This is a genomic window from Rummeliibacillus pycnus (assembly GCF_044359855.1).
Taxonomy (GTDB): domain Bacteria; phylum Bacillota; class Bacilli; order Bacillales_A; family Planococcaceae; genus Rummeliibacillus; species Rummeliibacillus pycnus_A.
Map to the genome: position 1 here is coordinate 2,932,746 of NZ_CP132291.1, position 21,677 is coordinate 2,954,422.

The window sequence follows — 21,677 nt, forward strand, 5'->3', positions numbered from 1 at the left end:
TCACTCCTTTTCATGAGTTAAGCTGTAAAAATTCCGTAATTGGTCCAAGTGCAAGTGATGGTAAGAATGTTAATGCACCAACAACGAGGACAATCGCGACTAGGAATAAAGTAAATGTCGCATTATTTGTTTTCAATGCACCGACTGATTCATTGTGTACGATTTTTTTCGCTAGTAATGAAGCAATAGCGATTTGCAGTACAATGGATGTATAGCGGCCAAAAAACATAGCCAAGCCGGTTGTTACATTCCAAAATGTTGAGTTATCTGCCAATCCCTCAAATCCTGAACCGTTATTCGCAGAAGATGATGCAAATTCATAAAGTACTTGTGATAAGCCATGAGCACCTGGATTTGTAATCCCAGCAACTCCACCAGCTGTGATAACTGCTAATGCTGAGAAACCAAGAATAATAGTAGGATGAATTAAAATACAAAGAGCAATGAGTTTCATTTCTTTTGCTTCGATTTTCTTCCCTAAAAACTGTGGTGTTCGACCAATCATTAAACATGCAATGAAGATTGTAAGAAGAACGTACATCATCATATTCATCAAGCCAACACCTTTACCGCCGAATACGACATTTAGCATCATGTTGAATAATGGTACTAAACCTCCAAGGGGTGTTAACGTGTCATGCATATTATTTACAGTTCCTGTTGTAAATGCCGTCGTTACAGCAGTAAATAATGAAGATTGCGCGATACCGAAGCGTGTTTCTTTGCCCTCCATATTGCCTGTATGATCATCAATACCAATTGCATGGATTGCTGGATTACCTGATTTTTCACTTAGATATACAACTGCAGCCCCCATTAAAAAGATGATACTCATAGCTATGAATATCGAAGCTCCTTGTTTTCCTATCCAAACTTTTTTATCACGTTTTTTCCGATATGCAATCATTAAACCAAGTGTTACAACACAAGCCCCTGGCAGTAACATCATCGAAAGCATTTCTACTATATTTGATAGTACAGTTGGATTTTCAAATGGTGTGGATGAGTTCGCTCCATTAAAACCACCTCCATTTGTTCCTAGGTGTTTAATTGATTCCATTGCAGCAATGGGTCCAAACGCAATGTCTTGTTGTTTATGCTCAATCGTAGTTAAAGTAATATTCTCTTTAAACGTTTGAGGGACACCTTGCGATACGAGAATAAGAGAAACAACAAAAGATAAAGGCAATAAAATACGGGTAATAACACGTACAAAGTCAACGTAGAAATTACCAAGTACGTCTGTTTTAGCAATTAGTCTTCGGCAAAAAGCCATACATACGGCATAGCCTGATGCTGCAGACGTGAACATCATGAAGATTATTACAAGCATTTGAGATAGATAGCTTAAACCCGATTCGCCGCTATAATGCTGAAGATTCGTATTCGTCATAAAGGAAATGATCGTATTAAACGATAATGTCGTTTCCATATTTCCAATATCATTGGGATTTAAAAAAAGTGCGGATTGGATACGTAAAATGAAATATCCAATAGCAATCATTACAGCATTTGAAAATAGTAAAGAGAAAATATATTGTTTACCTGTCATATCCTCTTGTTTAATTGAGCTCAGTTTATAAATGATGTTCTCCACTCGATTAAAGAAACCATCGCCCCACATCTTTTCCTTCATCGTAACTTTATATAAGTAGCGTCCAGCGATAAGGACGAGTGGTAAATAGATAAGCAAAACAATCGTAATTTGCCACATGGTAAAGGACCTCCTTTAGTACTTTTCTGGATTTAGTAAAGCGTGTACGAGATATCCGATTAAAATAATCATGATTGTTAATAAGATCCACATTAGATTTCACCTCTACTTTTCAACTTCTTTGTAGCACCATGTTGTTAAAGCAAAAAGACTCGTAAAGCTTATTATTAATATGAAAATCATGTATAGTTCCAACATTTTGCACATCCTTTCTTGCTTGTGATTGGTTTTACTATAGGTGAAAAGAAATTAATGTAGTGTTTGGATTTTAGATAAGACATTAAGATGGCGTTAAGATGTTTGAAAGAACGTCCTTTTTGTGTGGAAAGTAATTATAATGAAGGCAAGGGGGATGTTGAAGTGACTCAATATTCAAATCATAAGCGTGGTCAGTTAAAGATATTTTTGGGTTATGCAGCAGGTGTTGGAAAGACTTATACCATGTTAAAAGAAGCAAAAGAGCAACTTAAACTAGGGACAGATGTTGTCATTGGTTATATAGAGCCACATCCTCGTAAAGAAACAATGGAGCTGCTAGAAGGATTTGAAGTAGTACCTACAAAGTCTATTTCATATAAGGGAAAACATTTTACGGAATTAAATCTAGATGGCATTATTCGGCGTGCACCTGAACTTGTTTTAATTGATGAATTGGCTCATACCAATACACCTAATCTTAGGCATTCCAAGCGATATGGGGATGTAGAGGAACTACTAAATCAGGGGATTAATGTGTATACCACTCTAAACATTCAGCATATTGAAAGTCTACATGACCTTGTTGAAGAAATAACGCATATTAAAGTTCGTGAACGTATCCCAGATGCAATTATCGACCAAGCATCACAGATTAAACTCGTCGATATTGAACCTGATGAGTTAATTGAAAGATTAAAAGAAGGCAAGATTTATAAAAAAACGTATGTAGAGAAAGCTTTAAATCATTTCTTTCAAATTAATAACCTTATAGCATTAAGGGAAATTGCGTTAAGAAGAATTGCTGATACAATTCACAATAAAACGAACAACTCATATGTAAATGCTATGCAAAATAATGTGCTAGAACATATATTGGTGGGGATTAGTAGCTCTCCTACGAATGCAAAAGTAATTCGAACTGCTGCTAGACTTGCACAAGCATTACATGGTAAATTTACCGCACTTTATGTAGAGCGAGATACCAACCAAGCAATGTCTCAAGTAAATGAAGAACGATTAAAGAAAAATTTGAAGCTAGCTGAGCAATTAGGGGGCAATGTTGTTACAGTTCAAGAGGACAGCATTGCTACGGCAATTGCTAATTATGCTCAATTAAGTGGTGTAACAAAGCTTGTTATTGGAAGAACGATAACGAAAGCAACCATTTGGGGAAGATCGAAAATTACTGATAAGTTAAATGAGCTTTTACCGAATCTATCAATTTACATTGTCCCAGATCAAGAAAATACACCAAAGAAGAAGATGGATTATAAAACAGATTTCAAACTACAACCTTTTGACTTACTTAAGATGATTCTTATCTTTAGCATCGCGTCGATTGTTGGGATGTTCTTTAAATCCCTCGGGATTAGTGAAGCAAATATTATTACGATTTATATCTTAGGTGTATTGATAGTAGCTATTTGGACAACTAGCTGGGTAATGAACATTATTAGTTCACTCGTTGCAGTATTGAGCTTTAACTTCCTATTCACGAAACCAATCTTTTCGTTTGAAGCGTACAATCAGGATTATCCAATGACTTTTATTATCATGTTTGTTTCGGGTGTCATTACAAGTAGCTTAACAAAAAAAGTGAAAATGCAAGAACGACAAGCCATTCAAAAATCCTATCGTATGGAAACGTTACTGGAAACCAATCGTAAGCTACAATCTGCATCATCTTTTGAACAATTGATTGAAGAAGGTTCCTCAGAAATTGTTAAACTTACTGAACTCCCAGTATGCTATTACAGTATTAAGGATAAACGAGTTATAAAGCATACATTTTATAAATCACCCTTGCTTTCTTCGGCGCAGAATAAGGAACAGGAGAATGAATTCAACAATAAAAATGAGCTTGCCATCGTGCAATGGGTTATAAATAATGAACGTGTTGCAGGCATGACAACGGATGTTTTTAAAGAAGCTTACGGTTATTACGTCCCATTTCTTTCAAATAATAAGGTTACAGGTGTAATCGGTATTTCACTTCATAAAAAAGGACAATTGCCGACTTTTGAACGTCAAATATTGTATGCTATTTTGAATGATTTTTCGTTCGCACTTGATAAATGGCAGCTACTGCGTATTAATGAGAATGTACGCCGTGAAAAAGAATTAGAACAAATTCAATCGAATTTGTTGCGCTCTATTTCACATGATTTGCGAACACCACTTACAAGTATTTCGGGACATGCGGATATTTTGAAAACGAATGATTACAATATGTCTATAAATCAGCGCCAAACACTGTATGAAGACATTTATTACAATTCCAATCGGCTTGTACAACTGGTAGAAAATTTACTTGCTGTATCAAAGTTAAGTAATGGACATTTTCCTCTTCAAATTCAAGAGGAATTGATTGAAGATGTTATTAACGATGCAATTTACCAACTTTCAAAAAATAGTACCCGACCAATTCAGGTCCATATTGAACCTGAATTTCTTTTGGCACATATGGACACACGGTTAATTGGGCAAGTACTTATAAACTTACTTGACAATGCGGTAAGCTATACTCCTTACGAAAGTAGTGTCGCTATTTTCGCTTTTGAAAAGGGAGATGATGTCCTTATTGAAGTTCGAGATACAGGAAAGGGTATCTCAGATGGACAAAAGAAAGAACTGTTTCAAACATTTAAAAAGAGTCAAATGGAACAAAGTGACGCAAAACGCGGGCTGGGTATTGGTTTATCCCTTTGTCAAACCATTTTAAAATTGCATGAAAGTGAATTAACTGTTCGAGATAATATTCCTCATGGAGCGATTTTCAGCTTTTGTTTGAAAAAAGGAGGTGTAGTGAATGAATCGTAAAAAAATTCTTATTGTTGAAGATGATATTGCCATCGGAAATCTTATTAAAATGACTATAGAGCTTCACGACTACGATTATAAACTTGTTACAAAGGGCATTGATGCATTAAAGGAAGTTGTTTCAACACATCCAGATGTCATTATTTTAGACCTTGGTTTACCGGATATGGATGGTATCGACATTATCCTAAAAGTACGTACTTGGTCGAAAATTCCAATTATTGTTGTCAGCGCTCGTGGTGAAGAAACCGAGAAGATTAAGGCGCTTGATATGGGAGCAGATGATTATGTTGAAAAACCATTTAGTGTTGATGAATTGCTTGCTCGCATACGTGTTGCACTAAGACGTTCAGTTACTAATGAAGGTTTAGAAAAAGAGCAACCCACATTTACAAATGGACCACTCTCAATAGATTATTTATCCAATACCGTGTTTGTTAATCATGAGGAAATCCATCTTACACCAAATGAATACAAGCTTTTAGAAACATTAAGTAAAAATCTTGGCAAAGTGCTCACTCACAACTATTTATTAAAACAAGTTTGGGGAGATGCGCTCGACACTGACGTACCAAATTTGCGTGTCTTCATGGCTACACTCCGAAAAAAAATTGAGAAAAATGTAAATCAGCAAAAGTTTATTCAAACGCATATTCGGATTGGTTATCGCATGATTCATTGGGAGAAAAATGATTAATGATAAGGGGCTGTTCAATAAGTAGATCAGCCTCTCAATATTAAAATATTTATATATTTTGGATTTTAGTACATATAGAAAAGAAATGTGGGCGCGGTGCGAGACTCCTGCAGTAAATCTTGCAGGGTACTGAAAAAGTAAAATAGATGTTAATTTATGATAAAAATCTGGTATAGCTATCTTCGTTGAAGTGGAATTAGCGGAGACTCCTGTGGGAAAACGAGCTAGATGAGACCCCGGAGCGCAGCGAGGAGGCTCATCAGTTCGCCCACGGAAAGCGGAGCTAATTCCACTTCATTAATAGCAGGATTACTTTTTAAAAAATACAACTGTATTTTTAGAAAGAACATTAACTGCCTCTTTATAAAGGAATATATATGATGTTTTTATAATGGTTCTTTTCAGGAGTACAAAACGGAAGAGGTATATGCTACAATATCGGTATAATCGCATGAAAGGGATGATGACCTTGTCAAACGTACTCAATACATTCGTTAACGACAATTTACAACAGCTTCATGACCAAGGCTTATACAATGAAATCGATCCAGTCGAAGGTGCCAATGGGCCAGTTATTCAAGTTCGTGGTAAGAAACTGATCAACCTATCTTCAAATAATTATCTTGGTTTAGCAACCAATCATGAATTAAAAGAAATTGCTAAAAAAACAATTGATACTTACGGCGTAGGTGCAGGTGCAGTTCGTACAATCAACGGTACACTTGATTTACACGTTAAATTAGAAGAAAAATTGGCAGAATTTAAAGGAACTGAAGCTGCGATTTCTTATCAATCTGGCTTCAACTGTAATATGGCAGCTATTTCCGCTGTTATGGATAAAAATGATGCAATTCTTTCTGACCAACTCAATCACGCATCTATTATTGATGGTTGTCGCTTATCAAAAGCGAAAATTATTGCATTTAATCACTCTGATATGGAGGATCTTCGCAAAAAAGCGAAAGAAGCAACTGAATCAGGTCTTTACAATAAAGTTATGGTTATTACGGATGGCGTTTTCTCAATGGATGGAGATATTGCAAAACTCCCTGAAATAGTAGAAATCGCAAAAGAATTCGACCTTATTACATATGTGGATGACGCACATGGCTCAGGTGTAACAGGTAAAGGGAAAGGTACTGTTAAACATTTTGGTTTACAAAATGAAATCGACTTCCAAATTGGAACTCTATCAAAAGCAATCGGCGTTGTTGGTGGTTATGTAGCGGGTAAGAAAAACCTGATTGATTGGTTAAAAGTCCGTTCTCGTCCATTCTTGTTCTCAACAGCTCTACCACCAGGTGATGTAGCTGCGATTACTCGTGCAGTTCAAATGTTAATTGATTCTACAGAACTTTGTGACAAGCTTTGGGAAAATGGTGACTACCTAAAAGCAGGATTGCAAAAGCTTGGCTTTAACATTGGCCATTCTGAAACACCGATTACTCCATGTATTATCGGTGATGAAAAACTTACACAACAATTTTCATCTCGTCTAATTGAAGAAGGTGTTTATGCAAAGGCAATCGTCTTCCCGACTGTTCCAACAGGCACTGGTCGCGTACGTAATATGCCAACTGCTGCTCATACGAAGGAAATGTTAGACGAAGCTTTAGCTATTTATGAAAAAGTAGGGAAAGAGCTCGGGGTTATTTCCTAAGCATTGAAATCTGTTTAAGATAAATTGAGTTTACTTAAGAATAAAAAGTTGTGGATAAGGAGTTATGCTTATCCACAACTTTTATTTTTGCTTATAGCCATTATGTGTATTATGAATTTTTAATAATCGTTAATTCTTATGCTAGTTCAGCAGGTTTTTTTAATAGATTTAGTTTTTCAATGCGCTTTACGGCTTCAGTTAGTCGCTGTTCATCTACTAATAACCCTACTCGTATATAACCTTCGCCATATTCTCCAAAGCCATTACCTGCAGCGACAGCCACATCCGCTTTTTCTAATAGTAAATCTGCAAATTGTTGACTTGTATAACCTTCAGGAACAGGAAGCCATGCAAAGAAGGAACCCATTGGTGCTGTTACAGGCCAACCAGCTTCGTTGCACGCTTTGATAAGTACGTTTCGTCGATTTTCGTATAGGGCTACTTGCTCTGTAACACAAGTTTGATCCCCAGTTAAAGCTTCAACTGCTGCTAATTGCAAGGCTGGAAATAGGCTAACAAAGAGATGATCTTGTATAAGGTTTAAAGCTTCAATTATCTGTGCATTACCAACTGCAAAACCTACTCGCCATCCTGCCATATTATAAGTTTTAGATAATGTGTAGACCTCAATGCCGACTTCTTTTGCCCCTTCAGTTTGGAGGAAGCTAATTGGCTTTTTACCTTCAAAACCAATTGCACCGTAAGCAAAATCTTGTAGAATTGCTATATCGTTTTCTTTTGCCAGTTTGATTGTTTCCTGGTAGAACTCTTTTGTAGCAATACCGCCTGTTGGGTTATTGGGATAGTTTAAATACATTAATTTTGCACGTTTTTTTATATCTTCAGAAAGCTTTTCGTAGTCTGGAAGGAAATCGTTTTCTGCTAAAAGTGGCATTGTTTCAAATTGGACATCTGCTAATGTCACACCTGATAAATAATCAGGGTAGCCAGGGTCTGGGAGTAGCATTGTATCTCCAGGATTTAATAGAGCAAGAGGTAATTCAACGAGACCAGCTTTTGCACCGAAAAGAATGGATACTTCTGTTTCAGGGTCAATGTCCACATCGTATTCTCGTTTATAAAAGTGAGCGACAGCTTCCTTTAGTTCAGGTAATCCGCGGAAAGGTGAATATTTATGCAGTTGCGGATTGGCAGTTGCTTCTTGCATTGCTTTTACGATATGTGCTGGTGTAGGCTGATCTGGATTTCCTTGTCCTAGATTAATTACATCTCTTCCTTCTGCAACGGCGTCACTTACTTGTTTAACAAGGTGTGCAAAGAATTGTTTCGGTAAATTTTTTAGTTTTGTTGATAACTCCATAAATATTTCCCTCCAATTGATAGTTAAAAGTGCTAAGTCCATGTACTATACATTTGAATTAGATATAGCTAGAATAGAAGAAAAGAAATTTTCTGAATTAAAAAACGATTTAGTGAAAATAGTATAACCTTTTTAAGAAAATGTCTATAGGTGGTGCGAAAATGAAGATAGGATGTATTCAATTAAACGTAGCTTTTGGAGATGTTGAAAAAAATTTTACAAGGGCAGAAATATTTATTCGAGAAGCTGCTAGTAAAGGAGCAGAGCTCGTTATTTTGCCTGAAATGTGGAATACGGGCTATGCATTAGAAAAATTAGAGGAATTAGCAGATGTGAATGGTGAAAGAACGAAGAAATTCCTTCAAGCATTAGCTTCAGAGCTACACATTCATATTGTAGGTGGTTCAGTAGCGACGAAAAAAGGAGATGGATTCTTCAATACAATGTATACAGTGAATCTCCATGGCGAAATAGTTGGCGAGTATGATAAAGCACATTTATTCCGCTTAATGGATGAACACTTACATCTATCTGCGGGTGAGGGACAAAATAATTTTGAATTGGGAGATTTGCAAGCTGCTGGAGTGATTTGTTATGATATTCGTTTCCCAGAATGGCTTCGTCTTCATGCGTTAAACGGCGCGAAAGTTATATTTGTATCGGCCCAATGGCCAACCCCAAGGATTGATCACTGGAAAGTATTATTGCAGGCACGTGCCATTGAGAATCAATGCTTCATCGTTGCAATTAACCGTATTAGCAATAAAGTAGAAAACTTTAATGGTCAATCGATGGTGATTGAACCATGGGGCGAAGTACTGTGGACAGGTAAAGAAGATGAAGAACTTTCCATAGTCGATGTTGATTTCTCGAAAGTGGATGAGGTACGTAAGAAGATTCCAGTGTATGATGATCGACGTCCAGAATTGTATAAGGATATTTTGAAATAAATTCATTGACCCATTTTACTATATCTTAGTAGAGTGGGTTTTTATTTTTAACGAAGTCACATCAAGAAAGAAGATAAAGCTTCCTAAATTGGAGACGTCAATTTCACAGGACGTGGATAGAATTTAAAATTTCGTGGATTGACTTCCCAAAAACGTGGATAGCCCCTATAAAAAGCTACACCATAGCAATAAAGCCATTCTAATAACCTTCTCTAAGCAACATATATATAACATAGGCTATATAAAAAATTACTTCACAGGATACTTATAGCAAAAAAGTTGTCGTTTATTGGTAAAGTACTACTTCCTACTTGTCATCTCACTTATCTCATTTTAAAATAGGAACAAATGTTCTTGTTGGAGGTGTGCTGTGCTGTATGAAAATCTGCCGAGAAGGTCGGTTATGTGTGTAGATATGAAATGTTTTTATGCTAGCTGTATGGCATCATGGGCTCATTTAGATGTTGAAAAAGAGGCGATTGCAGTTGTGGGAAACTTTCAGCAAAAAGGGAGTATTGTTCTGGCTGCTTCTCCGATTATGAAGCAACGATTTCAAGTGAAAACAGGAACGAGACTATATGAAATACCGAAGCATCCAGATATTCATTTATTTGAACCGAAGATGGAATATTTTGTTCGTATGTCGGTTGAAATTACCAAGCTATTGAATAGTTATGTACCAAAGGAAGCTATTCATGTATATAGCATTGATGAAAGCTTTGTCGACCTTACTGGTACCGAAAAACTGTGGGGAGATCCAGTAGAAACAGCACACCAAATTCAAGATGAACTTTATCGACAATTTGAAATTCGAAGCACAGTTGGCATGGGACCAAATATGTTGTTAGCAAAACTTGCACTCGATTTAGATGCGAAAAAAACAGGCTTTGCCAAATGGGATTATGAAGATGTGGAAAAAAAACTGTGGCCAGTTACACCTTTATCGAAGATGTGGGGAATCGGTCATCGAACAGAACGAACGCTTAATAATATGGGGATTTTCTCTGTTGGTGATTTAGCTCATGCTGATTTAGCCACATTAGAAAATCATTTCGGTATTATGGGCAATCAGCTATACTATCATGCTCGTGGCATCGATTTATCAGAAGTAGGTGAAGCACCACTGATAGAAGGGCAAATTAGTAATGGCAAAAGCCAAATATTGATGAGAGATTACAACACCAAAAAGGAAGTGTTGGCTGTCCTCCTTGAAATGTGTGAGGATGTGGCAAGAAGAGCACGAGAAGCTTATAAAGTAGGACGTACCATTACTTTGGGAATTTCTTATAGCAAAAATGCCTTCGGAGGAGGTTTCAATCGTTCGCGCACAATTGATGAAGCAACCAATGATACAATGGTCATTTATCGTGTTTGCCAGCAAATATTAAATGAGCAATACAATGAACGTCCTGTACGGCAAATTAGTGTCAGTATTACAAAATTAGAATCAGAACATTCCATGCAGCTCAGCTTTTTTGATACAACTCGTTGGAGGCGTCGCAAACTGGGTGCCACGATGGATCAGCTTCGCACTCACTATGGTTCTTCAGCAGTATTACGGGCAGTATCTTATACGGATGCAGGCACTGCGATTAAGCGCTCCAAATTACTCGGTGGACATAAAAAATAAAAATGTATATTTATACATTTTAAAACCAATTGGTTTATGCATCCGAGTGAATACGTTATGCAAAAAAAGGAAAGTTGATTGTGGATAACTTGAGTGTGGATAACTAAAAACAGTGAAAAGAAGTTTATAGAAAAATCATCTTTAGCATAGAATTATGCGGGTCGAATGAATGTACAAAGGAGGTATTTAGCTTGATACGTGATCGAGGAAATATAAAATGGACTGCGATGATGCTACCAGAACATGTACAAAGGCTAAGAACTTGGCAACAGGAGACACAACAAATTGCAAAACCTGCATTTGATGAATGGACATTACAAGCATTAGAAGAAGAACTGATGCAAGCTTATTACGGCAAGAAAGAAGTATTACTAGAAGTTTGGCATCAGCGATTAAGTACTCAATATAGAGGTGTCATTACGAAACTCAAAAGCGAAGAAAAAAAGATTTGTTTATACGATGCCAAACAACTTGTGAATAATTGGATTGAGATAGAATTCATTCTCTGTATAAAGGTACTTGAGTGAATTAATTTTATAATTCAAAACTCATATAAAATATACGAACATATCATGATATCTAATTTTGTTCATTGCAACGCTTTCGACGGCGAGTCCTCGAAAATGCATTCGCATTTCCTTCGTGTGATGTTCATTCAGTGAGGCTTATTCATAGTCCTATAGGAAAAGATTGAGTTGAAAGCCCCGTAGGAACTTAGTGACACTGAAAAAGTAAAAAAGATGAAAATTTATTATAAAAATCTGTTATAGCTATCTTTGTTAATGTGGAATTAGCGAAGACTCCTGCGGGAAAGCGAGACAGGTGAGACCCCGCAGTGAAGCACGGTACGGGCTTCCGAGGAGGCTCAACGCTCGCCCGCGGAAAGCAAAGCTAATTCCACATCACGCTGAAACCAGATTAATACTATTAATATTTGTATATAAACACTTTTTCAGTACCCTAAACGTAGTGGCAGAGATCGAAGTCAAGCCCGAGGAAAGCGCCGTCTGTAGCGGAACATCCATAGTGAAAAGTTAATGTGTTGAAATGCTCGTATTTAAAAACTAAACATGAGTTTATGAAATTGATTCGCATAGCCATAAAAAAATAAAGATATTTTAAAATAGTTGATTTTTTCAAAAAATTCATTGACAAATGACGTAAAAGGAAATAATATGATTATCATAAACTTACAACTTAATAAATGGAATTTATCAAGAGTGACTGAGGGATAGGCCCTGTGAAGTCCAGCAACCCCCGCTAGGGAAGGTGCTAATTCCTACAGAATTTATTTCTGAAAGATAAATGAACGTCGATTATAAGATACATCTTTCAGTTGAGAGATGTATCTTTTTTTAGTAAAAATACATAGTTTGTCGATAGGAATCATTGAAATTTTCCGCAATAGTAATTAAACGAGGATTAGAGGGATGTATATGCTGGAAATACAAAATGTATCGAAGGTTTACAAAGCAAAAAAGAAAATGGTAACCGGTGTAAATCATGTCTCTTTGACAATTGGAGATGGAGAGATATTTGGTATTGTTGGTTATTCTGGGGCAGGCAAAAGTTCCTTATTACGCTGTATTAATTTGTTGGAACAACCAACGGATGGTCGGATATTAATCGATGGACAAGATTTAACAAAGTTAAAAGGTGAACAGCTTCGCCAAACGCGTTTGAAAATAGGGATGATCTTTCAACATTTCTATTTAATTAGCCAAAAAACAGTTGGAGAAAACATTGAATTTGCATTGAAAGCTGCTAAAACACCGAAGGAAGAACGAAATAAACGAGTTGAAGAATTACTTAATATGGTTGGCTTGGAAGATAAAAAAGATGTATTTCCAGCGCAGCTAAGTGGAGGGCAAAAGCAACGTGTAGGTATCGCAAGAGCACTGGCGAATAATCCATCTGTATTGCTTTGTGATGAAGCAACATCAGCGCTTGACCCAACAACAACAACATCCATTTTACGATTATTGAAGAAAATTAACCGTGAGCTTGGCATTACGATTATTCTTATAACGCATGAAATGGATGTTGTGAAAGAAATTTGCGATCGTATGGCGATTATGCAGGACGGTAAAGTGATTGAAGAAGGCTCTGTTTATGATATCTTCGCAAATCCAGAAAAGCCATTAACGCAAGAATTTATTAGTAGTGTTGTATCATTTGATATTCCACAGGCAATCATGCAAAACGTCAAGGGAAATGTTGTAAAGATCTTATTCAAAGGTGATGTGGCGGGTGAGGGGGTTATTTCAGATACGCTTCAGCAATTTGAGGTACAAGGGAACTTCCTTCATGGCACAATTGAATATATTCAAGAAAGACCACTTGGTATTTTCCTCATGGAGCTGAATGGACGAGTAGAAGACATTAACCGTTCGATTTCCTATATGGAAAGTCGTGGAGTAACAGTGGAGGTGTTAGACTATGATATTTGATCCAAGTCATTTTGCTGATATGTTACCAGATATTTGGAGGGCATTTGGTCAAACACTTCAAATGGTGGGAATTTCTTTAGCGATTGCGCTAATCATTGGTTTGCCACTCGGTTTGCTATTATTCATTACAAGTAAAGGGTTATTTTCTACAAGCAAGCCAGGGTTACTAGGCAATCGGTTCGTTAATATAGTTGTTGGCTTTATCGTCAACCTTATTCGTTCGATTCCATACATTATCCTTTTAGTAGCACTATTCCCACTCACAAAAATAATTGTTGGCGATACGATTGGTCCAATCGCAGCAAGTGTTTCTCTATCTGTTGCAGCGATACCATTTTTCGCAAGACTAGTAGAAACATCTCTTCGTGAAATTGATAAAGGCGTCATCGAAGCGTCCATTGCTGTTGGAGCAACACGCTGGATGATTATTAAAGATGTATTACTGCCTGAAGCAAAATCAGGTGTTATACAAGGAATTACCATGACGATTATTAGTTTAGTTGCATACTCAGCGATGGCCGGAATTATCGGCGGTGGTGGTATCGGTGATTTGGCAATCCGCTTTGGTTATTACCGTTATGACAACACGATCATGATTGCAACAGTTGTTATTTTAATTGTAATCGTTCAAATCGTTCAATTAGCCGGCGATGCAATAGCAAAAGCAGTAGATAAAAGATAAATAGGAGGTTTTATAATGAAGAAAATTTTACTTGGATTATTAACTTTAGTATTAGCAACAGCTCTAGCTGCATGTGGTGGTGGAGATAAAGCAAAAAAAGACACAGACAAAGCTACAGAAACCAAAGATATTATAATTGGTGCAACAGCAGGCCCATACAGCGATATGTTGAAAAAAGCAATTGTTCCTGGACTTGAGAAGAAAGGTTATAAAGTTGAAGTAAAAGAATTCAGTGATTATATTCAACCGAACAAAGCTTTAGATTCAGGAGATATTAATGCGAATTTATTCCAACACTCCGTATACTTAGAAAACTTTAACAAAGAGAACGGTACAAAATTAAAACCATTAATCATCGTACCAACTGCACCAATGGGCTTCTTCTCTAAAAAATACAAGACAGTAGATGCCATCAAAGATGGTTCAACAGTAGCGATTGCAAATGATCCATCAAATGAAGCGCGTACATTAAAGTCTTTACAAGAGCAAGGTCTAATTAAAATTAACGATAAAATCGATCAATTAAAAGCTTCAACAAAAGACATTAAAGAAAACCCTAAAAACTTAAAATTCCAAGAAATTGAAGCAGCTGGTTTGCCACGTGCTGTTGAAAGTGCAGATCTTGTTGGCGTACCAGGTAACTTCGCATTAGCGGCGGGTATGAATTTACAAGATGCTGTATTCCTTGAAAACATGCCAGATCAATTCCGTAATGTTGTAGCAGTACGTGAAGCAGATGAAAAATCTCAATTGTCTAAAGATATAATCGAAGTAGTAAAATCTGCTGAATTTGAAAAAACAATCGACTCTGACTTCAAAGGATTCGGCAAGCCTGACTGGATGAAAAATAAATAAAATTCAGGGGAATACAATTAGTTACTATAAAAGTATTATCAACAAGCTTTTTTCTACAAATGTAAAGGACCACCTCAAACTGGAGGCGGTCCTTTTTGTATACATAAATATCGAAATATCTCTACTTCAGTTTTTCCTCCATCTCCTGAAAACTATGGGTGAGTAAATATTTTTGAATACCGCGCGCTTGTTTAATGGCTTTTGTGGAGTAGTGTTTGAAATTTTCCTTATCCTGCCTCTTAAAAAAGATCAAACTTTCAATAGAAGATGACATCCATTTTTGCGTTAGCTTTGGTAGTAGAGCTTCTGCTTGTTCAAAATTTCCTAAGTATGCTTCGCTGTGAGCGACCATGTAACTATGGAAAGGTTCTTTTGCAATTTGCTTTGCTTCAGATAAAGCTTGATCATAATTATTCTCAAGGATAGCGAGTATGGATGCATAGTTATGTTTTACATAAGGCTGCTTATAGGTGGTGATAATTTTGTCTAGAGCTGCTTTTTGCTCGGCTACGGATTGATTGGCGATGGCATATGGATAGGCATACAAGGCTTTGTGTTTATTTACCTCAAGGAAGCGTTCTACTTTTTTTAGATTATTGGTCCATAATAATGCGTTGAAGTGAGGATACATGGTGAATAAAAAAACATAAAGAAAAAGTAAGATAAAAATTTGCCATTTAGGAATATCCATCAACAATAAAAAGGTGCAAGCAATAATTGCGAATAAATAAATGAGCGTTAATTTCCATAACTGCATCAATTTCACTCCTTTTTGCCTATTATAAACAAAATTTTCAGAAAAGTCTTTTTTGACATATGTACATTGATAGAAAACAAATATTGTGTTTTTAAAAAATACATTATATAATCTTTCTAACGGAAAACACTGATAAAACGTTAAAAAATAGGCTTATAAATGTACTTTCCATAAATACAATTGTATTTATATAAAATATGTACACTCCAAAAACACATATGTAGCTGACTAGAGGAGGAAATAAAATGAAGAAAATCATGATTACTGGTGCGTGCGGTCAAATTGGTTCAGAGTTAGTAGCGAAACTGCGCGATGAATATGGCAAAGAAAATGTATTAGCAACAGATATAAGAGAAGTTTCAATGCAAGCAGGACCTTTTGAAGTACTTGATGTCATGGATGCACAGCGTATGCACGATATTGCTAAAGACTTTGGTGCAGATACAATGATGCATATGGCAGCATTGTTATCAGCAACTGCTGAAGCAAAACCACTATTTGCTTGGAATTTAAACATGGGTGGTCTTGTCAATGCATTAGAAGTCTCTCGTGAATTAGGCTTGCAATTCTTTACTCCAAGTTCTATCGGTGCATTTGGGCCATCAACTCCAAAACACAATACACCACAAGATACATTACAACGCCCAACAACGATGTACGGTGTGAACAAAGTAGCTGGTGAGTTATTATGTGATTACTACCACACACGTTTTGGATTAGATACCCGTGGCGTTCGTTTCCCAGGATTAATCTCAAACGTTACACCTCCAGGTGGTGGTACGACAGACTATGCAGTGGATATTTATTACAAGGCTGTACAGGAAAGAAAATATACATCTTATATTGCGAAAGATTCATATATGGATATGATGTATATGCCAGATGCTTTGCAAGCAATTGTCGATTTAATGGAAGCAAACCCAGAAAAATTAATCCATCGTAATGCATTTAACTTAACAGCAATGAGCTTTGAACCTGAAGAAATTGCAGCATCTATTCGAAAACAAATGCCAGACTTCCAAATGGATTATGATGTAGATCCAGTTCGCCAAGCTATTGCGGACAGCTGGCCAGATTCAATTGATGCAAGTGCCGCAAAAGAAGAATGGGGATTTAAAGCAAAATACGATTTAGATGCTATGACGATCGATATGTTAAAAAAGTTAGAAAAAAAAATTAGTCATTCAGCATAAAGCAAAAATTCAATTAGTAAGAGCCATATAACTCATGGATACTAGATTCTACAATTAAAAAGAGCACTCTATAAGCCTAATTTAAAGGCTTACAGAGCGCTCTTATTTTTTTGTTAAGGGGGAATAAATCTATTTATTGTAAACCTTTAGCAATTATAATAAGCTTTCCTTTGTCTAATTCCTTCTCCGCAGCAGCAGCTTCTTCTTTACTTAAACCAATAGCTTGCATTTGACTACGGAGTTCATCACCACGAGAAACTACATAATTTTTCATCGTATTAAAAAATCCTTGATCTCCCATACTGACTTCTGCTGTATTTAATGCATCTGTAATATCTTCTTCTCTTTCTTGATAATGAGCGAAAATATAAATATTATCCCGGTTGTAACCTTGTGACTCTAATTTTGCAATTTGATCTCTTGCTTGTACTGCATTTTCCACAGGGATATTGTTCAACATTTCAATCTCCTCCTTTTGGATTCTACTTATGGTATTCCCAAAAATAAAAAGATTAAACATTCATATTTCTTTGTGTAAAAAGTAATGCCTTTTTATAGCAATCATTCATAATATTGAACTAAAAATCATAAATAATAATTAGATTGATAGAACCTTTTATAGCAATATTTGGTCTGACGAAAAATCAGTATTAATGAAGGAGTCTCTGCTGAGTGAAGTTTCGTATTACAGTAGGTAGCTTGAATGCTTTGAAGTAGTGCTTATACAAACAAAGGGAGTTGGTTAAGTATGATGCAAACACCATTAGTATTAACAGATTTTATAAAGAGAGCAGAGCGTTATTTTCCAAAGAAATTAATTATCTCAAGAACGGCTGAAAATACGATCCATCGTATAACTTACAAAGAGTTTGGGCAACGTACTAGAAAGTTAGCCGCAGCTTTAACGAAACTTGGTATGAAGCGAGGAACAAAAGTAGGATCTTTTGCATGGAATCATCATCGACATCTAGAGGCCTATTTTGCTGTTCCTTGTGCAGGAGCTGTCTTGCATATGATTAATATTCGACTATCACCTGAACATATTATTTATATTATCAATCATGCAGAAGATGAAATTCTATTGATTGATGGAGATTTATTCCCATTAGTAGAGAAAGCAATTCCATTGTTGAAATCTGTTAAACATATTGTTGTAATGCAGGATGGACTGGAACTACCTGAAACAGAATTAGAAAATGTTCATTCATATGAGCAATTACTAGAGGAGGCAGGAGAGGATTACGAGTTTCCAGAAGATTTAGATGAGAATATGCCAGCTGGGATGTGCTATACAAGTGCAACTACAGGATTCCCAAAAGGAGTTGTTTATACTCATCGTAGTTTAGTGCTTCATAGTATAGCGCTTGGGTTAGCAGATTCGCTTGGGCTTCGTGAAAATGATGTAGCAATGCCTGTTGTGCCAATGTTCCATGTCAATGCATGGGGAATGCCTTTTGCAGCAGTTAATTTTGGGGCAACGCAAGTGTTACCGGGACCAATGTTTACACCTGCATTGTTACTCGATTTAATTGAACAGGAAAAAGTAACATTGACAGCAGGTGTACCAACCATTTGGCTAGGAACTTTAAAAGAACAAGAAGAAAAACCAAGAGATCTTTCTTCATTGCGTGCAATTATTTGTGGCGGATCTGCATCACCGAAAGGTTTAATTCAAGCTTTTGAAGAAAAATATAAAGTTCCTTTTATTGTTGGTTATGGAATGACGGAAACAACACCAATTGTGAGTTTATCAACCTATACTTCTGAAATGGAGCAATGGTCAAAAGAGAAAAAGTTGGATATTCGTGCAACACAAGGTTTAACAGTATCCTTAGTTGAAACAAGAATTGTGAATGAGAATGGGGAAGTTCCTTGGGATGGCAAAACAATGGGAGAGTTAACAATCAAAGGACCTTGGATTGCAGATGAATATTATAAAGATGAAAGAACGGCAGAAGCATTCAAAGATGGATGGCTATATACAGGCGATATCGCCGTGATGACGCCAGAGGGCTATATTAAAATAACTGACCGAGTAAAGGATTTGATTAAAAGTGGTGGAGAATGGATCTCTTCTGTTGATTTAGAAAATGCATTAATGACACATGAAGGTGTGTTCGAAGCAGCGGTCATTGCAGTGCCAGATGAAAAGTGGCAAGAAAGGCCACTAGCTTGTGTTGTTTTGAAAGAAGGAAGCAGAGCCACGAAAGAAGAATTGCTTACTTATTTGGAAGGTCAATTTGCAAAATGGTGGGTACCAGACGACGTTGTATTTCTCAAAGAAATTCCAAAGACGTCTGTCGGTAAATTCTTGAAAGCAAAACTTCGCGAAGATATAAAGGAACAAAAATTATAACTTATTTTAAATAAAGCAGTCATCTGGATTAGTAGGGTTACCTTACCAATACTCTCGAACCCTCGGAAAAGGAAATGAGAAGAATGTTTCGGATATAAATATGAAAAAGTAGCGTTATAGCCAAGTGCAAGAATCGGACCACCAATGATTAATCCTATACCTGACCAATTATTACTTTCCATTAAATGTCTCCAAGCTTTCAATGCAATTTATATCAGATAAAGAAAAAAGCATTTTCATGTTAATTTCAACATAAAAATACTTTTCTTGAATTTTACAGAAAAAATTAATCCTCAATTAATTTCTTGAAATTAATGCGCTTATTTAATGCAGTCATCACAGGAATACCTACAGCCATAACTGCAAATTCGCAAGCAGCTACAGTTAACCATGTAAATAAGAATGGTAATTTTATTGCAAGATGTAGTTCGATAGCTACTAAGAACATCGTAAAAGTAAATACGATCGTATTGAAAATCATACGTGCTAGCTGTCCTTTAATAAAGCGAGCAGAAAAGATGGTAAGTCCAAGTGCGAGAATGGATTGCCCTACACCAAATACTAAATCATACGTACCAAGTGGTGAGAACAAATTCGTGATGAATACACCAATTACGATGCCAATCATATATTTTTTGTTGAAAACAACAAGGTGATTGAACATTTCTGATATACGAAATTGCACATTATTATAGCCAAAAGGTGCAGTAAGTATTGAAACCGCAATGTAAAGAGCAGCAATAATTGCGCTGACAGCTAAAGATTTTGTCTTCATTATTTAGTTCCCCCTAGTTTTTTTACGTGGGATGGTTTCGAACCACGTTATTATTAAGAAACAAAATAATATTTTAAATACTTTAAGCAAATATGTCAAATTGCATTTTACTAATATTTTATCCGTTTCGCTACGTCGGACGCTTTCTGCGGGCAAACCGACGAGTAATCGTATTGCTACTACGATTACTCGTCGCAGAAACATTTCTGCTACCGCTCACTTGCGGGGTCACGTTTGGCTTGCTTTCCAGCAGGACTATGAATGAGCTTCTCTGAATTAACATCACACAAAGGAACTGCGAATGCGTTTTCGAGGAGTTTGCCGCCTGTCGCTCAAGAAGATTCATGATCATATTGTTAAATTAAATCTAACTTTAAAAAGTTCACAAAATAGACACAAGTATGTGGAGGTGCGAAAAAACCTTATATATAACAAGTTTATCGCGTTGAAGCGTTGAAGTTCATTCTACTAAAATAGTCTAAAAATTCATAATATTATTGACTATTGTATAAGCCTTTTGTAATATAACGATAATTAGTTGCTTTCAGTAAAGAAAAATAAGAGATAACAAGAAATTGAGGAGGGAACTTCATGAAAAAAATGAAAAAGTATGCATTACTATTAATGTCAGTAATCATCATATTAGCGCTGGCTGCATGTGGTAGTAAAGATGAATCATCTTCATCTGGTACAAAAGATAAGAATGCAGCGACAGACGGAAAAACGTATAAAGTTGGAATCACGCAAATTGTTGAACATCCATCATTAAATGAGGCAACAAAAGGTTTCAAAGCGGCACTTAAAGATGCTGGCTTAAAAGTTGACTATCAAACTAAAATCGCCCAAGGAGATCAAAGTGTTAATACAACAGCTGCTAATAACTTAGTAGGTAGTGGAGTGGACTTAATTTTTGCTAACTCTACACCAAGTGCTCAAGCAGTAGCTGCCGCAACTACAGATATTCCGATTGTATTTACTTCTGTAACAGATGCAGTTGGTGCTGAACTTGTAAAATCAATGGAAAAACCAGGTGGTAACGTAACAGGTACCGTTGATACTCACCCAGATGCTATTCCAAATACAATAAAATTCTTATCAGAACAATTAAGTGCTAAAAAAGTAGGGATGGTGTTCAACTCAGGTGAACAAAATTCTCGTGCTCAAGTGGATGGCGTGAAGAAAGAAGCGAAAAAAGCAGGTATTACAATCGTTGAAGCTTCTGCATCAACTTCTGCGGAAGTAAAACAAGCAACGGAATCATTAGTAGGTAAAGTAGACGCAATTTACATCATCACAGATAATACAGTAGTTTCAGCTCTTGAGTCTGTATTAGATGTAGCAAATGAAAAGAAAATCCCTGTTATGGTAGGGGAGCTTGACTCCGTAAAACGCGGTGGTCTTGGGGCATATGGCTTCAGCTATTATGATATCGGTTATGAAGCAGGTCAAAAAGCTGTTGAAATCTTAAAAGACGGTAAGAAGCCCGCAGATATCCCGGTAGCATACCCAGCAAACTTAAAACTAGAAATCAACAAAACTACAGCAGATAAAATCGGCGTAGACATCAAAGAGGATTGGAAAGCAGAAGTAGTCAAATAGATAGGAGATGATTCTATATG

18 protein-coding genes and 2 riboswitches are annotated in these 21,677 nt (G+C 36.3%); of the genes, 12 read left to right on the forward strand and 6 right to left on the reverse strand.

Going from position 1 to position 21,677, the window contains the following annotated elements:
* Window positions 1–10: 10 nt before the first annotated feature.
* Both kdpA and kdpF read right to left on the reverse strand, forming a co-directional pair.
* Window positions 11–1,714 carry a potassium-transporting ATPase subunit KdpA gene (gene kdpA, locus Q8X41_RS14450; RefSeq protein ID WP_397536965.1) on the reverse strand — a complete coding sequence of 568 codons (1,704 nt, stop codon included), beginning with the start codon at window positions 1,712–1,714 and terminating at the stop codon, window positions 11–13.
* Between the two features lie 15 nt (window positions 1,715–1,729).
* On the reverse strand, window positions 1,730–1,807 hold the full coding sequence (gene kdpF / locus Q8X41_RS14455; protein ID WP_397540276.1) for a K(+)-transporting ATPase subunit F: 78 nt from the start codon (window positions 1,805–1,807) through the stop codon (window positions 1,730–1,732).
* A 267-nt stretch (window positions 1,808–2,074) separates the two neighbouring features.
* Here kdpF and Q8X41_RS14460 point away from each other — a divergent pair, with 267 nt between their 5' ends.
* The 3 genes from Q8X41_RS14460 to Q8X41_RS14470 all read left to right on the forward strand — a co-directional run bounded on the left by Q8X41_RS14460 (window position 2,075) and on the right by Q8X41_RS14470 (window position 7,089).
* Window positions 2,075–4,732: a DUF4118 domain-containing protein gene (locus Q8X41_RS14460; protein WP_397536966.1), complete on the forward strand. Its 2,658-nt coding sequence runs from the start codon at window positions 2,075–2,077 to the stop codon at window positions 4,730–4,732.
* The gene (locus tag Q8X41_RS14465) at window positions 4,722–5,429 is read left to right on the forward strand and encodes a response regulator transcription factor (RefSeq protein ID WP_397536967.1); all 708 of its coding nucleotides are present in this window, start codon (window positions 4,722–4,724) and stop codon (window positions 5,427–5,429) included. Before Q8X41_RS14460 ends, Q8X41_RS14465 begins: the two co-directional genes overlap by 11 nt.
* 460 nt (window positions 5,430–5,889) lie before the next feature.
* The gene (locus Q8X41_RS14470; protein ID WP_397540277.1) at window positions 5,890–7,089 is read left to right on the forward strand and encodes a glycine C-acetyltransferase; all 1,200 of its coding nucleotides are present in this window, start codon (window positions 5,890–5,892) and stop codon (window positions 7,087–7,089) included.
* Window positions 7,090–7,225: 136 nt separating this feature from the next.
* Here the strand turns inward: Q8X41_RS14470 and Q8X41_RS14475 are convergent, their stop codons facing one another.
* Window positions 7,226–8,410 (reverse strand): pyridoxal phosphate-dependent aminotransferase, encoded by a 1,185-nt coding sequence (locus tag Q8X41_RS14475; protein ID WP_397536968.1) that lies wholly within the window; start codon window positions 8,408–8,410, stop codon window positions 7,226–7,228.
* 161 nt (window positions 8,411–8,571) lie between these two features.
* Here Q8X41_RS14475 and Q8X41_RS14480 point away from each other — a divergent pair, with 161 nt between their 5' ends.
* The 6 genes from Q8X41_RS14480 to Q8X41_RS14505 all read left to right on the forward strand — a co-directional run bounded on the left by Q8X41_RS14480 (window position 8,572) and on the right by Q8X41_RS14505 (window position 14,977).
* Window positions 8,572–9,360 (forward strand): carbon-nitrogen family hydrolase, encoded by a 789-nt coding sequence (locus Q8X41_RS14480; protein WP_397536969.1) that lies wholly within the window; start codon window positions 8,572–8,574, stop codon window positions 9,358–9,360.
* A 403-nt stretch (window positions 9,361–9,763) separates the two neighbouring features.
* The gene (locus Q8X41_RS14485; RefSeq protein ID WP_397536970.1) at window positions 9,764–10,990 is read left to right on the forward strand and encodes a DNA polymerase thumb domain-containing protein; all 1,227 of its coding nucleotides are present in this window, start codon (window positions 9,764–9,766) and stop codon (window positions 10,988–10,990) included.
* Between the two features lie 191 nt (window positions 10,991–11,181).
* Window positions 11,182–11,517: a YolD-like family protein gene (locus Q8X41_RS14490; RefSeq protein WP_397536971.1), complete on the forward strand. Its 336-nt coding sequence runs from the start codon at window positions 11,182–11,184 to the stop codon at window positions 11,515–11,517.
* Window positions 11,518–12,198: 681 nt separating this feature from the next.
* Window positions 12,199–12,298: riboswitch (SAM riboswitch) on the forward strand.
* Window positions 12,299–12,426: 128 nt separating this feature from the next.
* Entirely contained in the window at window positions 12,427–13,440 is a 1,014-nt protein-coding gene (locus tag Q8X41_RS14495; RefSeq protein ID WP_397536972.1) for a methionine ABC transporter ATP-binding protein, read from the forward strand.
* Window positions 13,430–14,122: a methionine ABC transporter permease gene (locus tag Q8X41_RS14500; RefSeq protein WP_397536973.1), complete on the forward strand. Its 693-nt coding sequence runs from the start codon at window positions 13,430–13,432 to the stop codon at window positions 14,120–14,122. Before Q8X41_RS14495 ends, Q8X41_RS14500 begins: the two co-directional genes overlap by 11 nt.
* A gap of 15 nt (window positions 14,123–14,137) precedes the next feature.
* On the forward strand, window positions 14,138–14,977 hold the full coding sequence (locus tag Q8X41_RS14505; RefSeq protein WP_397536974.1) for a MetQ/NlpA family ABC transporter substrate-binding protein: 840 nt from the start codon (window positions 14,138–14,140) through the stop codon (window positions 14,975–14,977).
* Between the two features lie 121 nt (window positions 14,978–15,098).
* Here the strand turns inward: Q8X41_RS14505 and Q8X41_RS14510 are convergent, their stop codons facing one another.
* On the reverse strand, window positions 15,099–15,734 hold the full coding sequence (locus Q8X41_RS14510; protein ID WP_397536975.1) for a hypothetical protein: 636 nt from the start codon (window positions 15,732–15,734) through the stop codon (window positions 15,099–15,101).
* A gap of 245 nt (window positions 15,735–15,979) precedes the next feature.
* On the opposite strand from Q8X41_RS14510, the gene Q8X41_RS14515 reads away from it, so the two are divergent.
* The gene (locus Q8X41_RS14515) at window positions 15,980–16,927 is read left to right on the forward strand and encodes an L-threonine 3-dehydrogenase (protein WP_397536976.1); all 948 of its coding nucleotides are present in this window, start codon (window positions 15,980–15,982) and stop codon (window positions 16,925–16,927) included.
* A 133-nt stretch (window positions 16,928–17,060) separates the two neighbouring features.
* On the opposite strand, the gene Q8X41_RS14520 is transcribed toward Q8X41_RS14515, so the two are convergent.
* The gene (locus Q8X41_RS14520) at window positions 17,061–17,387 is read right to left on the reverse strand and encodes a general stress protein (RefSeq protein WP_397536977.1); all 327 of its coding nucleotides are present in this window, start codon (window positions 17,385–17,387) and stop codon (window positions 17,061–17,063) included.
* A gap of 288 nt (window positions 17,388–17,675) precedes the next feature.
* Between Q8X41_RS14520 and Q8X41_RS14525 the strand changes: the two genes are divergently transcribed.
* The gene (locus Q8X41_RS14525; protein ID WP_397536978.1) at window positions 17,676–19,283 is read left to right on the forward strand and encodes a long-chain fatty acid--CoA ligase; all 1,608 of its coding nucleotides are present in this window, start codon (window positions 17,676–17,678) and stop codon (window positions 19,281–19,283) included.
* A gap of 286 nt (window positions 19,284–19,569) precedes the next feature.
* Here Q8X41_RS14525 and Q8X41_RS14530 read toward each other — a convergent pair whose 3' ends face one another.
* Window positions 19,570–20,058 (reverse strand): QueT transporter family protein, encoded by a 489-nt coding sequence (locus Q8X41_RS14530; protein ID WP_397536979.1) that lies wholly within the window; start codon window positions 20,056–20,058, stop codon window positions 19,570–19,572.
* 7 nt (window positions 20,059–20,065) lie between these two features.
* Window positions 20,066–20,110, reverse strand: a riboswitch (PreQ1 riboswitch).
* 539 nt (window positions 20,111–20,649) lie between these two features.
* Between Q8X41_RS14530 and Q8X41_RS14535 the strand changes: the two genes are divergently transcribed.
* Entirely contained in the window at window positions 20,650–21,657 is a 1,008-nt protein-coding gene (locus Q8X41_RS14535) for an ABC transporter substrate binding protein (RefSeq protein WP_397536980.1), read from the forward strand.
* Window positions 21,658–21,677: the final 20 nt, after the last annotated feature.

Coding starts and splice junctions, on each gene's coding strand:
- Q8X41_RS14480 (WP_397536969.1), top strand. CDS start 8,572: ATGAAGATAGGATGTATTCAATTAAACGTAGCTTTTGGAGATGTTGAA.
- Q8X41_RS14465 (WP_397536967.1), top strand. CDS start 4,722: ATGAATCGTAAAAAAATTCTTATTGTTGAAGATGATATTGCCATCGGA.
- Q8X41_RS14475 (WP_397536968.1), bottom strand. CDS start 8,410: ATGGAGTTATCAACAAAACTAAAAAATTTACCGAAACAATTCTTTGCA.
- Q8X41_RS14500 (WP_397536973.1), top strand. CDS start 13,430: ATGATATTTGATCCAAGTCATTTTGCTGATATGTTACCAGATATTTGG.
- Q8X41_RS14520 (WP_397536977.1), bottom strand. CDS start 17,387: ATGTTGAACAATATCCCTGTGGAAAATGCAGTACAAGCAAGAGATCAA.
- kdpA (WP_397536965.1), bottom strand. CDS start 1,714: ATGTGGCAAATTACGATTGTTTTGCTTATCTATTTACCACTCGTCCTT.
- Q8X41_RS14470 (WP_397540277.1), top strand. CDS start 5,890: ATGATGACCTTGTCAAACGTACTCAATACATTCGTTAACGACAATTTA.
- kdpF (WP_397540276.1), bottom strand. CDS start 1,807: ATGTGGATCTTATTAACAATCATGATTATTTTAATCGGATATCTCGTA.
- Q8X41_RS14505 (WP_397536974.1), top strand. CDS start 14,138: ATGAAGAAAATTTTACTTGGATTATTAACTTTAGTATTAGCAACAGCT.
- Q8X41_RS14535 (WP_397536980.1), top strand. CDS start 20,650: ATGAAAAAAATGAAAAAGTATGCATTACTATTAATGTCAGTAATCATC.
- Q8X41_RS14515 (WP_397536976.1), top strand. CDS start 15,980: ATGAAGAAAATCATGATTACTGGTGCGTGCGGTCAAATTGGTTCAGAG.
- Q8X41_RS14525 (WP_397536978.1), top strand. CDS start 17,676: ATGATGCAAACACCATTAGTATTAACAGATTTTATAAAGAGAGCAGAG.
- Q8X41_RS14485 (WP_397536970.1), top strand. CDS start 9,764: ATGTGTGTAGATATGAAATGTTTTTATGCTAGCTGTATGGCATCATGG.
- Q8X41_RS14510 (WP_397536975.1), bottom strand. CDS start 15,734: ATGCAGTTATGGAAATTAACGCTCATTTATTTATTCGCAATTATTGCT.
- Q8X41_RS14530 (WP_397536979.1), bottom strand. CDS start 20,058: ATGAAGACAAAATCTTTAGCTGTCAGCGCAATTATTGCTGCTCTTTAC.
- Q8X41_RS14495 (WP_397536972.1), top strand. CDS start 12,427: ATGCTGGAAATACAAAATGTATCGAAGGTTTACAAAGCAAAAAAGAAA.